Annotated in this window: 11 protein-coding genes; 2 read left to right on the top strand and 9 right to left on the bottom strand. The window is 60.7% G+C overall.

The window, feature by feature from the left end; genetic code table 11:
• Positions 1–45: 45 nt before the first annotated feature.
• Both AC1D17_RS20730 and AC1D17_RS20735 read right to left on the bottom strand, forming a co-directional pair.
• Positions 46–852, bottom strand: a complete 807-nt coding sequence (locus tag AC1D17_RS20730) for an ABC transporter substrate-binding protein (RefSeq protein WP_264221801.1) — start codon at positions 850–852, stop codon at positions 46–48.
• Positions 853–1,022: 170 nt separating this feature from the next.
• On the bottom strand, positions 1,023–2,540 hold the full coding sequence (locus tag AC1D17_RS20735) for an aldehyde dehydrogenase (NADP(+)) (protein ID WP_477567204.1): 1,518 nt from the start codon (positions 2,538–2,540) through the stop codon (positions 1,023–1,025).
• Positions 2,541–2,675: 135 nt separating this feature from the next.
• On the opposite strand from AC1D17_RS20735, the gene AC1D17_RS20740 reads away from it, so the two are divergent.
• Positions 2,676–3,710, top strand: coding sequence for an Ldh family oxidoreductase (locus tag AC1D17_RS20740; protein ID WP_477567205.1), 1,035 nt, complete (start codon positions 2,676–2,678; stop codon positions 3,708–3,710).
• Positions 3,711–3,903: 193 nt separating this feature from the next.
• Here AC1D17_RS20740 and AC1D17_RS20745 read toward each other — a convergent pair whose 3' ends face one another.
• From AC1D17_RS20745 to AC1D17_RS20755, 3 genes are all read right to left on the bottom strand, one after another.
• Positions 3,904–4,863, bottom strand: a complete 960-nt coding sequence (locus AC1D17_RS20745) for a dihydrodipicolinate synthase family protein (protein ID WP_477567206.1) — start codon at positions 4,861–4,863, stop codon at positions 3,904–3,906.
• Between the two features lie 121 nt (positions 4,864–4,984).
• Positions 4,985–5,689, bottom strand: a complete 705-nt coding sequence (locus AC1D17_RS20750) for a GntR family transcriptional regulator (RefSeq protein WP_477567207.1) — start codon at positions 5,687–5,689, stop codon at positions 4,985–4,987.
• A gap of 178 nt (positions 5,690–5,867) precedes the next feature.
• Complete coding sequence (locus AC1D17_RS20755) at positions 5,868–6,533, bottom strand: GntR family transcriptional regulator (protein ID WP_477567208.1); 666 nt, start codon at positions 6,531–6,533, stop codon at positions 5,868–5,870.
• Between the two features lie 223 nt (positions 6,534–6,756).
• On the opposite strand from AC1D17_RS20755, the gene AC1D17_RS20760 reads away from it, so the two are divergent.
• Entirely contained in the window at positions 6,757–7,788 is a 1,032-nt protein-coding gene (locus tag AC1D17_RS20760) for a trans-3-hydroxy-L-proline dehydratase (RefSeq protein ID WP_477567209.1), read from the top strand.
• 124 nt (positions 7,789–7,912) lie between these two features.
• Here the strand turns inward: AC1D17_RS20760 and AC1D17_RS20765 are convergent, their stop codons facing one another.
• From AC1D17_RS20765 to AC1D17_RS20780, 4 genes are all read right to left on the bottom strand, one after another.
• On the bottom strand, positions 7,913–8,899 hold the full coding sequence (locus AC1D17_RS20765; protein ID WP_477567210.1) for a lysylphosphatidylglycerol synthase transmembrane domain-containing protein: 987 nt from the start codon (positions 8,897–8,899) through the stop codon (positions 7,913–7,915).
• Between the two features lie 25 nt (positions 8,900–8,924).
• The gene (locus AC1D17_RS20770; protein WP_477567211.1) at positions 8,925–9,560 is read right to left on the bottom strand and encodes a response regulator; all 636 of its coding nucleotides are present in this window, start codon (positions 9,558–9,560) and stop codon (positions 8,925–8,927) included.
• On the bottom strand, positions 9,560–11,251 hold the full coding sequence (locus AC1D17_RS20775) for a sensor histidine kinase (protein WP_477567212.1): 1,692 nt from the start codon (positions 11,249–11,251) through the stop codon (positions 9,560–9,562). Before AC1D17_RS20775 ends, AC1D17_RS20770 begins: the two co-directional genes overlap by 1 nt.
• Positions 11,252–11,480: 229 nt before the next feature.
• The coding region (locus AC1D17_RS20780; protein ID WP_477567213.1) for a carbohydrate kinase family protein at positions 11,481–11,835 on the bottom strand (355 nt) is incomplete at its 5' end.

The following is an 11,835-nucleotide window of genomic DNA, read 5'->3' on the forward strand; positions in this document are numbered from 1 at the left end:
GGACAGCGGCGCGGAAGTGTCCGCGCCGCCAGCGAAACGGTTCAATTAGCGATAAACACCGTTTACCGAGAGATCAGGAACCTCTCCGCCAACCCACTTCCCGTACAGCTCCGCATAGCGGCCGGTGCGAACCTGCTGATTGACGAAGAGGTTGAGGAAGTTGATGAACCCATATTCCTCGCGGTTGGTGAACAGGGAAACATAGTCGATGTCGAACGGCGCCTTGCCGACGACAGCGATACCGGGGAACTTGCCGGTCTTGACGTTGGCCTGCGCCACGGTCGAGGTGGAGACGGTGGCATCGAGCTGGCCCTGGCTCAGCGCCAGGAATACGTCTGCCTGGGTCTGGTACGGGCGGAACTCACCGGCGCCCCAGGCCTTGACCTGTTCTTCCAGCGCAATGGCTTCATAGGTGCCGGCCGTGGCGCCGACGACTTTGCCCTTCATGTCTTCAAACGACTTGACGCCCGATTTCTCGTTGGCGGTCACAGCCATTTCAAAGGCGAAGTAAGGAATGGTCATGCCGACGGTCTTGGCACGCTCAAGCGTGTCGGAGGTCGATGCGACGCCGACATCGACGCGGCCCGACATCAGAGCAGGAATACGCTCGGGGAACGGGGTTTCAACGATTTCGGCGGTGACGCCGAGGGCCTTGGCCAGATCGTTGCAATAATCGACATCGAAGCCGATGGCGTTGTTGCTTTCGTCACGCGCTCCCATCGGCGGGAAATCCAGCACAACGGCGCAACGCAATGTTCCCGAGGCGATAATATCGTCCAGCTTGTCGGCGTGGGCCTGGCTGGTCAGTGCGGTTGCGGCCAGAAGGCTGAGCGCGAGAACCGAAAGTTTCATCTTAATCTCTCTCCCTAGATGGATGTGCCGATCTGCGGCAGGTGCACTATTTCGATTCCCTGTCCGCAAATCAACGACAAAATACAAGACGTATACAAAAAGTACACAAATATGCGTATTTTCTAACTTCTACGCAATAAACGCCAACGAAGCGGCATCTCGCTGCACGATTATTTTAGGAGGTCCTTTGGCAATAGAGCCTCCGGCAGGTTCTGATAGGAGACCGGACGCAGGAAACGGCGGATCGACATGGTGCCGACGCTGGTCGCCCCGAAGTTGGTGGATGCCGGATACGGACCGCCATGGACCATGGAATCCACCACCTCGACGCCGGTCGGGAAGCCGTTGACAAGGATGCGTCCCGCCTTTCGCTCCAACAGCGGRAGCAGGCGTTTCGCCGCATCGATATCGGCGTCGTCCATGTGCAACGTCACCGTCAGCTGGCCTTCGATCGCCCGAGCGATCTCTTCCATTTCGTCCAGTGACTGCACCCGCACCAAAAGGCCAAGGGGACCGAAGACTTCCGCACCCAATGCGTGATCGGACAGGAACCGCTCGCCCGTCGTTTCGAACAGATTGGGGGATGCGGCCCGGCCGGACGATTCCGTGACCAGCAGCGGCTTGACGGTGTTGCGGGAGGCAAAGCTCGCCTGTCCGTCGTGATAGGCTTTGGCAATTCCGTCCGTCAGCATGACCTGCGGTGAAACCTTGCCCAATGCATCTGTTGCGGCCGCGGCAAAACGGTCGGCAGCGGCGCCGTCGATGACCACGGCAACGCCGGGATTGGTGCAGAATTGGCCAGCGCCCATGACGAGCGAGCCTGCCCAGCCCTGCCCCAGCCCTTCGGCTCTCTGTTCAAGTGCTAAGGGCAGCAGGAACATCGGGTTGACCGAGCCGAGTTCGCCAAAGAACGGGATCGGTTCAGGACGCGCTGCGCAAAGATCAAACAGAGCACGGCCGCCGGCCTGGGATCCGGTAAAGCCGACCGCCTTGATCAGCGGGTGCTGCACCAGCGCATGACCGACATCGCGGTTGCCGCCCTGAATGAGAGAGAAGACGCCCGGATGCACGCCGGTGCTGCGGATGGCCGCTTCAATGGCTTGGGCGATGATCTCGCCGGTACCCGGATGGGCGGAATGCCCCTTGACCACCACCGGACAGCCCGCCGCGAGTGCTGCTGCCGTATCGCCACCTGCCGTCGAGAAAGCGAGCGGGAAGTTCGATGCGCCAAAAACCGCAACCGGACCAACGGGCCGCTGCATGAGGCGGATCTCGGGGCGCGGCGCCGGCTGGCGGTCCGGCAATGCCGCGTCGAAGCGGCGGTCAAGATAGTCGCCACTTTCAATGTGGCTGGCAAACAGCCGCAGCTGTCCCGTGGTGCGGCCCCGTTCGCCGGCCAGACGGGCTTCGGGCAGGCCGGTCTCCTGGCTACCGATTTCCGTAATCTCGTCTGCGCGGGCTTCGATCTCATCGGCAATGGCGCGCAGGAAGGCAGCACGTGTGCGACGATCGGTACTGGCAAAACTCCAGAAGGCCGCCTCGGCTGCCTCGCAGGCGCGGTTTACCAGCTCTACGGTCCCGACGGCGAATTGATGCGCGGGCCCTTTGGCCGGCGAGGAGGCGAAGGTGCCGGCGCCGTCGAGCCATTCGCCTGCGACAAGGTGTTTTCCGCTGGGGGTAAAGGGCATGAGGAGATCCTTTTCTTTCAAACGTGCTTGCAGCAGCAAAGCGTGCCGGATGGCGTCAAGAAACCTTGTATACTTTTTGTATGCAGGATATCAACCCATTTGGATATTCCTGCACCTAAAAAGGAGGGGCACACCATGAGCGATACACACACCCTGACGATCACTGATCTGGAGGAGCGCGTAAAAGCCATCTTCACCAAGGCCGGGCTGAGTGCGACACAAGCCGCGGCCATCACCCGGGTGATCGTTGCTGCCGAGCGGGATGCCTGCAAATCGCACGGCATCTACCGGATCGAAGGCGCACTGCGGACCGTTAAAGCCGGCAAAGTCAATCCGGTAGCCAAGCCCGAACTTCTGCCGCAGCACCGGTCCGCAGTCGTCAAGGTGGAAGCGAAGGGCGGCTTCGCCAATGCCGCATTCGAACTTGGTCTTCCGGTGCTGGCGGAGCGCGCCCGCTCCAGCGGTATTGCAGCGCTTGCTATCAATGACTGCACCCATTTCTCCGCGCTCTGGCCGGAAGCTGAGGCGCTGACGGAGCTCGGACTTGCCGGCATCGTCATGTGCCCCAGCTATGCGACGGTCGCACCGAGCGGCGGAACGAAGCCGTTGCTCGGCACAAACCCCCTCGCCTTCGGCTGGCCCCGCCCCGGCAGGCCGCCCTATGTTTTCGACTTCGCAACGTCTGTGGCAGCGCGTGGCGAGATCGAGTTGCACAGGCGGGCCGGAAAAGCCTTGCCGGAGGGCTGGGCGATCGATTCGGCCGGGCAGCCGACCACCGATCCGGAAGCGGCACTGGCCGGTGCGATGCTGCCGTTCGGCGAACATAAGGGCTCGGCAATCTCCACGATGATCGAGCTCTTGGCCGGCATCATGATTGGCGACCTGACCAGCCCGGAAGTGCTCGATGCCCTTGGTTCGACGGCCCTTGCCCCCGCCCATGGCGAGCTGGTCATCGCCTTTTCTCCCGAAGGCTTTGGTGCGGATCGTCCAGGCAACCCGTTTGCCCGGGCCGAAGTCCTGTTTGAAGCAATGACCGGCCAGGGGGCCCGCCTGCCCTCGCAACGGCGCTATGCCGCCCGGGCGAAATCGCAGGCCGGAGGCATTGTTCTGACGGCTTCGGAGATGGCACAGCTCGACCGGCTGGAAGCACTCGGACTAGACGCAGTTTAACGGCGCCCGCCACTACAGCGCCGCGCACCATTCATGACGCGCGGCGCTGTAGCACTTTAAATTTACTGCATAATTTTCCTTAGATCGATCCCGATTCAAGGAATTATGCAGTAGCCGGCGCATTGCGCCGCAGCCCATACAAATGCAAAGGCCCTCCATCGGAGGGCCTTTGTCAGTTCAGGCGAGCGTCAGCTCAGGCTTTGTACTTCTGGACGGCGCCAGCGAGCTTGCTCCATTCGGCATACCAGCCGTTGAACAGCTTGAACTGGGCCTCGACATATCCACGCTGGCTGTTGGTGAGCGCATCCGTCGCGTTGAAGTGCAGCGCGTATTCCTTGTCACCCTTCAGCACCATCATGTGCTTGAAGTAGAGAACGAGATCCGGGCCTTCGTCGAAGGAGGAAAGAACGGCAAGCGCCTGCTCCAGCTCCAGGGCGCGAAGGCGCGCATCTGCGTCACCTTCGGCTGCAGCCTGGGACAGGTTGCACAGGTGGATGACCTCCTTCGGCAGGACGTTGCCGATGCCGGTGATGGCGCCGGTCGCACCGCAGTTCACAAAGCCATGGAAAACGGCGGTATCGACGCCGATCATCAGCGAAACACCGTCCTGGCTGGTGATGTGTTCGGCCGCATAGCGCATGTCGTCTACGCCGCCAAATTCCTTGAAGCCGACAAGATTCGGATGCTCGGCGCGCAGCGCGAAGAACAGATCGGCGCGGGTGGCGAAGCCGTAATACGGGCTATTGTAGATGACTGCCGGAAGATCCGGCGCCGCAGCCAGGATCGCCTTGAAATGGGCCTTCTGGGCAACGACGGAAGAGCCACGCGACAGCACCCGCGGAATGACCATGAGGCCCTGGGCGCCAACGGCCTGCGCGTGCGCGGCATGCGCAACGGCCACCGCGCTATTGACGGCGCCAGTGCCGACGATCACCGGCACGCCCGCCTTTACCAGACGCTCGACGCCTTCCATGCGCTGCGCATCGGTCAGGAGCGGCCAGTCGCCCATCGAACCGCAATAGACGACGGCCGACATTCCCTGGGCAATCAACTCTTTTCCCTTGCGCACGAGCGCGTCGAAGTCCGGCGTGCGGTCTTCTTTGCAAGGGGTCATCAGCGCGGGGATCACGCCAGAAAAGATTTTGGCCGTCATAACAAACTCCTTTTGACGTTGCCGGACAGACAGAGAACGGCGCGCACCTTTGCTGCCCCAATCCTGTGCCTCAGGAGCAATATTGCACGTTGTATTTTATTTGTCGACAAGAATTTCAGTGTCAGAGTGCCATGTCGAGCCTGTCTGCCCGGGCAAGCAATTTCTGGATCTGATGGACGATCTGCTCGGCATGCAGTCTGGCCAGGCGATCGGCTTCCTCGACATCGCGCTCGGCAATCACGGCAATCATGTCGTCGTGCTCTTCGACGAAACGCTGCGGCAGCCGGTCGTCGTAGGATTGGTAGTATAGCCGCAGCATGCGCCGTCCCTCATCGAGCAGCCGGTTGAAAAGACCCGTGAAATAGGGATTGCGGCCCGCTTCGGCGATGGCCGAATGAAATGCGGCGTTGGTGGCGATCATCGCCAGCGCATCTTGCGCCTGCACGGCCGCGGCGAATTCCGCCTGATGGGCGCGAATCACCTTCAGGTCTTCCGGCCTGTGATACTGCGCCGCCAGCTTCGTCGTGACGCGGTACATCAGTACCAGGGCGTCGAAGAAGGTGTGCATGTTGAGGAAATCGATATTTGCCACCATCGTCGAACGGTTGGGCAACGTATCGATCAGTCCTTCGCCGGCAAGCCGTACCAAAGCCTCGCGGATCGGTGTTCGCGACATCTTGAACCGTTCGGCCAGCTGCACCTCGTCTATCGGGCTGCCGGGCGGCAGCACCAAATCGAGAATCTCGTCGCGCAAGAGGTCATAGACCATCTTGACGCCGGAGCCTCGCTTGCGTTCGGGAATGGGGCTGATGTCGATATCTGTCATTTTATCAAATCCTTTGTCGACAAAAGGAATACTTTTCCCTGGAGGCGGGAGCAACAGTTTCCGCAGCCGCGACGGGAAAAGACGATGATAAACTTGGTGACGATACACTTTTGGGACTTCACCAGCCCCTGCGGCCGCCGGTCTCGCCCGTGCTGCCAGCGCCGGGCGTTGCGCGATATCAGGCTCTCTGATCCCTAAGGAAGGCGACAAGGGACCGTCCTGCATCCAGCACATGATCCCGCGTCAGCCGCGACGCGAGGCCGGCATCCCTGTTGAGGCAGGCTGCAAGAATTGCTTCGTGCTCGCGCTTGGCCCGCATCATGCCATTCGTCAGCGTCAATTGCGCCCGCAGATAGCGATCGATCCTGTCGAGCGATGTGCGAACGATCTGCAGATAATAAGGGCGCTGCGACGCCGCATAGAGACTGTAGTGAAAACGCCGGTTGATTTCGCCCCAGCGGGCGGAATCGGTCTCTTGCCCGAATTCCTCACAATAGCCGCGCGCCACGGCAAGCGTAGCATGATCGAGATTGGGCACGGCAAGCCGGATGACTTCGGCCTCCACCAGGGCCCGAAATTCGAAGATTTCGTCGATCTCTTCGATCGACAGCCCGGCAACGACAGCCCCCTTGTAACGCTCGGTGGTGATCAGCCCATGCTGCTCCAGCCGCGACAGCGCCTCGCGCACGGGGATGCGGCTGGTGTTGAACATCTGGGCGATCTGGTCCTGCCTCAGGTTCTCGCCTTCGGCCAGGTCACCCTCGACGATCGCCTTGCGCAGGGCGTCGTAGACGATATCGGCCGCGGATGCGGCCTGCCTGATATCGACGGCAGCAAGTTTCATGGCCCTAATCCCCGTTGTTCGAAAGCGGCAGCCCTGTCAGCACCCGTCCTTGGGTCATATGTCCAATTCAATGTTCAGGCAACAGAACGGATATTCGTGGACACGTTTGAAAATTGCCATTGTATATTGGATCCAATATTTCTATCAAGGCGATACATGCCGGCTATCGGCTGACTTTCGCCGCGGTGGCCGGCAGCCCCGGAATGTCCACAAGGAGAGGACTATGCGCACGAGCAAGGTAATCCACATCGTTTCCTGTCACGCCGAAGGTGAGGTCGGGGATGTGATCGTCGGCGGCGTCGCTCCGCCTCCCGGAAAGACCCTGTGGGAACAGCGGCGGTTCGTCGCCGAGGATCAGGGCTTGCGCAATTTCGTCCTGAACGAACCGCGCGGCGGGGTATTCCGGCATATCAACCTTTTGGTGCCGCCAAAGGATCCGCGCGCGACGATGGGCTTCATCATCATGGAGCCGGAAGATACGCCGCCGATGTCGGGTTCCAATTCGATCTGCGTCTCCACCGTTTTGCTCGACACCGGCATCGTTCCGATGCAGGAGCCGGAAACCAGAATGGTGCTCGAGGCGCCGGGCGGCCTGGTCGATGTTGTCGCCTCCTGCCGCAACGGCAAGGCCGAACGCATCACCGTCACCAACGTGCCGTCCTTCGCAGCCAGGCTCGATGCCAAGCTGGAAGTGGAAGGTCTTGGCACGCTCACGGTCGATACTGCCTATGGCGGCGACAGTTTCGTCATTGCCGACGCCCGCTCGCTCGGGTTTTCGGTCACCCCCGACGAGGCCCGCGAACTGGCCGAGACGGGCATCAGGATCACCCGCGCCGCCAATGAGCAGCTCGGGTTCTCGCATCCTGAAAACCCGGAATGGAATCATATTTCCTTCTGCCAGCTGACCCTGCCGGTGGAAGAACGTGACGGCATGCTGCATGGGCGCAATACGGTGGTGATTCAGCCGGCCAAGCTCGACCGTTCACCGACCGGCACCGGCTGTTCGGCCCGGATGGCGGTGCTGCACGCCCGCGGCCAGATCAAGGTCGGACAGAAGTTCCGGGGCGAATCGATCATCGGCTCGCATTTCGATTGCCGCATCGTCGGCGAAACGGCGGTTGGCGGACAGAAGGCGATCGTGCCCGAAATCTCCGGCCGCGCCTGGGTGACCGGCACCCACCAGGTCATGCTCGATCCCGATGACCCATGGCCTGCTGGCTACCGCCTCGCCGATACCTGGCCGCGCAAGCAATAGGATTGGCCCGGCGCGGTGGGCTTACAGCCAGCTTTGCGCGTCATTCATGACGCGCAAAAATCGCCGCCAGCCGCGGCTTGGCAGGTTCATCATCCTAGAAGCAAGGCAGGGTCGCAAGCCGCGTTCAGACCGAGTTCTGAACCTTCCCCGAGACATCCGGTGTCGCCGCAAACAGCAGCCAGCCTACGCCAAAGAGTGCGGTCGGCGCCCACAATATAAGGTGCGCCAGCAACACGACGGCCGCTGCAAGGGCTGTCTCCACCCCGGCAAGCGCAAACGTTTGAAGCCCGAAAAATTCGAACGGACCGAAATGACCGGGAAGACTGGGTATCAGCGTCCCGAGCGTGCTAAAGGCGAATGCCAGCAGCGGTTTCAACAAAACATCGGTTGATCCGCCCAGACTGACCCAGACTCCGAGAAACACGACGCTTTCCAAAAGCCACAAGGCAAGCGACATGGCCGTCAGCGTGGTCAGACTGCGCCAGGAGCTGAATTGCGTGACGGCCTGCGATGCAGCCTGCAATGCAGCGATCAACGCGGCGACAGGACCGATGCTTATTCGATGGAATAGTCTTTCGAACAGGCGATACAGCAGTGCGGGGGAAAACAACATCGCCAAACCGCCGGCAAGCGAGATGATGAGCAAAAGCTGGAAATTCCACACCAGTGCGGGCGAAGCCGTCAGATCCACCAATGCCAGTGTCATGGCGCCCAGAAGGACGATGGTGACGAGATCGAGGATACGCTCGACGATCATGGTGCCGATGACCGTGCCTGCAGGAATGGAGAACTGGCGGCTGAACCACAAAATCCGAAATCCGTCCCCCACCCGCAATGGAAGGACATCGCTCATGCCGAAACTGGCGATAAAGGGACCGATCACCAGCCGCAAGGGGAGGCGGCGGCCGCTCGTCGATTGCAGCATCATCCAGAACCGGACTGCCCTGAGGAGGAAATCGGCGACAAAGGCGAGGATGGCAAGCAAGAGCGGCGCAACGGCCGCACCACGAAGCAGGGAGCCGACCTCCTCGAAGCTGACATTGCGCATGGCGAGGTAGACAAACGTTACCCCGACGATCAACCCGAGCATGACCCGAACAATTCTGGCCATACGGCCCCGCGTGGCACCGGTTTGATCAGCCATTTTGGGTGGCCGTATATTGGACGTGGAGTGCGGCGAGCGTGGTGCGATTGGTAATCGCCAGCTTGCGATAGATGTTATGCAGATGGATGCTGATCGTTCCTTCCGTTGTTCCCAGCTTCTGTGCAATCGCCCTGTTTGACAATCCTCCGCAGATCAGCACCGCGACCTCCCGCTCGCGCGCGGTCAGCAGATTGAGTTTTTGCGGGCTGTTGGACGGCAGCGCGCTCGTTGCCCTGGTCACCAGCTCCGCGGGCAACCATTTCTCTCCGCCTGCGACCTGACGCATGCAGTCGAGCAGCGCCTCGGGAGCATATTCCTTCAAAAGGATGCCCCAGGCCCCCATGGAAATGGCATCGGCGATCTGGCGGCCCGTCAGGGTCGCAGCGAGGAAAATCACTTTCACCGGCAACCGCTTCTCAACGATGGCTCGCTGAATTTCCAGCCCGCCGGTATCCGGCATCGACACGTCGAGCACGGCCAGATCGGGCCTGAGATCACATATAAGCGACAGCGCCTGTGTCCCGCTCGCGGTTGCTGCGAGAACTTCAAATTCCGCTGCTGCGTTCAGCAGGCCTTGCAGTCCGCGAAGCAGCAAAGGATGATCGTCGGCGAGCACCACGGAATACATCAGCAGGCTTCCTGTTTCAAAGGTAAGGCAATAAGCAGATTAAGCCCCGGCGACGCGCGGCCGACCGTCAGGTTCCCCTTGAGTTCGCTGACACGCGCGCACAGCGATGAAGGCCGTTTCGATACAGCGTCCGTTTCTATCCCCAATCCATTGTCGGAGATTTCAAGTTCAAGCCACCCGTCGACCCGTACAAGCCCGATCCGCACGTGCGTCGCCTTGCCATGCCGGATGGAGTTGGCAGTGGCCTCGGAAACAAGCTGCATGATTTCATGCAGCAGCGATTTCGGCAGCTCGATGTCCGGCGGATCAAGGGACATCTCGATCTGGCAATCCCACTGCTGCTGCAGAAGCTTGATCAGGCCCGGCAGCGTCTGGTTAAGTGGCGCATCGGCATATCGCTGCCCCTCGACATACCGTCTGATGCGCTGCTGCAGATGGAAGACAAGTGTGTTGACATCAACCACATTCGCCTTCGCTTCGTCCGGCACCGATTTGGCAATGAGCTTGAGCTTCAGACTTGCCGCGGTCAGATCCTGCAGGATGCTATCATGCAGGTCCCGGGCGAGGCGGGCACGCTCCTCCGACCGCGCCGCCTCGGTTGTTTGCTGCATCAGGGCCAGGCGCTCCAGCTCTGACCTGAACCTCATGGCAATGATTTCGGTCAGCGAAATGCATTCGTCGGACCGACAGGCCGGATCGATGACAAAGACCCGGCCGCGATATCGAACGCTGGAAAACATTGCCGAGCAGATATATCTGACGGGCCTGTGCGCCTCGCTTGCCAGCTCCGGTAGATCGCGCAGAATGGCCGCCAACTCCTTTGCGTTGACCGTGGCTGCTTCGCTGCGGCCAAAGTCGAGCAAATGCTCCGGATCGTGCTGGTCCCAGAATGCTGCCCCTTGGATGTCTATAAGCCGCAATTCCCTGTTCAGCCAATAGGCGACACAGCCAACGTCCTGCTCCTGATCCCGCCAAACGACAACCAGACGGGAGGCGCCCAAAACTCCAGCTGCGTGTTTGAATAATCCTCCGAGCCAGGACGCCCGATGGCCGGTAATGGCATCGAATGGCCAGTCGGCAAGCTGCGTCAGACGTTGACGATGGTGTTCGCGATAGGCCCCGAAATAACCAAGCATCACCGCCGCGACCATGAAATAGGTGGCACGCATAATGAACACGTTGAGCTCGGATTCGCCGTCTTCCAGATCGGGCAAGCCGACGATCACCAGAACGATTTGCATGGTGAGCGCGCCGAGTATCGCCCCCCTCAAGCCCCAGCGCATGGTCATCGCCAGCATGATAAACGGTAGAAAGGAAAAAAACGGGCTGGTGAGTTCGTTTGTTAAGAATGCAAGCCAGCCAAGCACTGCCGCATCAACCATGTGAACGATGAGGTGGATCGGACTGTCGAGCGGCATGCGCAAGGGAAACAGGGCCAGGAGCAGGGCAAAGAGCACGTACAGGCCAAGGGTTATCCGCGATTCATCCAGAAACGCCGCTGGCTGGGTGGGGTCAAGGTAGACAGCCAGGACGGCGAAGAGCGCTGTGACGAGGCGCCCGACACTGATCAACCATTCGGGATCGGCCGCCAGTAGAAAATTTCTGGATAATCCCCCGGCCGTTGTTGCCGGGCCGCTGCCTAAACCGGAGCGCTTCGCCTGGGCGACGGGGCCGGAAACAAGCCTTGCCATGCGAAACTCCTTCTCGAAGCACGTTAGCAGCCGCGGCCGGCAGGTTCTATTATATTAAGTAGCGCTAAATTCTCGTTGTTTCCGTGCCCGGAGTCAATGATGGGATGATTTGCGGTGCCTGATGCAACTCCCCGCGGCAGGCCATCGGACATGAACCGGCCGGCCTGCGCGCGCCATCAGAAAAGTAACAGTTCCCGGTCAGGGGTTGGATTTCGCCAGTGCTATCGCGTTATCTACGCTGCTCGTCGCGCCAGCGGCGAATTTCGTCAGCGGATGCCTTGCCGCCACGCGGACCATGGATCGTCACGGCCCGGGAGGCGGCAGCAACGGCGAAGTCCAGTGCTTCGTCGAAGCGCTGTCCCTTTGCCAGGCACCAGGTCAGCGTTCCACCGAAGGTATCGCCGGCGCCGGTGACATCGGCGACGTCGACGTGAAACCCGGCCGTGCGCAGGACCGTCTCTCCATTGCGGGCCTCGGCGCCCTGGGCGGCAAGCGTGCGCACCACCCAGCCGATCCCGTGATCCCGCATCCAGTCGCCGATACGCGCGATCTCGTCATGGCAAAAGGCGGCGCGGAACCCGACC

It is taken from the genome of Pararhizobium sp. P1_E7, assembly GCF_056405855.1.

Bases quoted from the DNA above. Each gene is read 5' to 3' on its own strand.
- AC1D17_RS20765 (WP_477567210.1), bottom strand. From the start codon at position 8,899: ATGGCCAGAATTGTTCGGGTCATGCTCGGGTTGATCGTCGGGGTAACG.
- AC1D17_RS20770 (WP_477567211.1), bottom strand. From the start codon at position 9,560: ATGTATTCCGTGGTGCTCGCCGACGATCATCCTTTGCTGCTTCGCGGA.
- AC1D17_RS20775 (WP_477567212.1), bottom strand. From the start codon at position 11,251: ATGGCAAGGCTTGTTTCCGGCCCCGTCGCCCAGGCGAAGCGCTCCGGT.
- AC1D17_RS20730 (WP_264221801.1), bottom strand. From the start codon at position 852: ATGAAACTTTCGGTTCTCGCGCTCAGCCTTCTGGCCGCAACCGCACTG.
- AC1D17_RS20760 (WP_477567209.1), top strand. From the start codon at position 6,757: ATGCGCACGAGCAAGGTAATCCACATCGTTTCCTGTCACGCCGAAGGT.
- AC1D17_RS20745 (WP_477567206.1), bottom strand. From the start codon at position 4,863: ATGACGGCCAAAATCTTTTCTGGCGTGATCCCCGCGCTGATGACCCCT.
- AC1D17_RS20740 (WP_477567205.1), top strand. From the start codon at position 2,676: ATGAGCGATACACACACCCTGACGATCACTGATCTGGAGGAGCGCGTA.
- AC1D17_RS20750 (WP_477567207.1), bottom strand. From the start codon at position 5,689: ATGACAGATATCGACATCAGCCCCATTCCCGAACGCAAGCGAGGCTCC.
- AC1D17_RS20755 (WP_477567208.1), bottom strand. From the start codon at position 6,533: ATGAAACTTGCTGCCGTCGATATCAGGCAGGCCGCATCCGCGGCCGAT.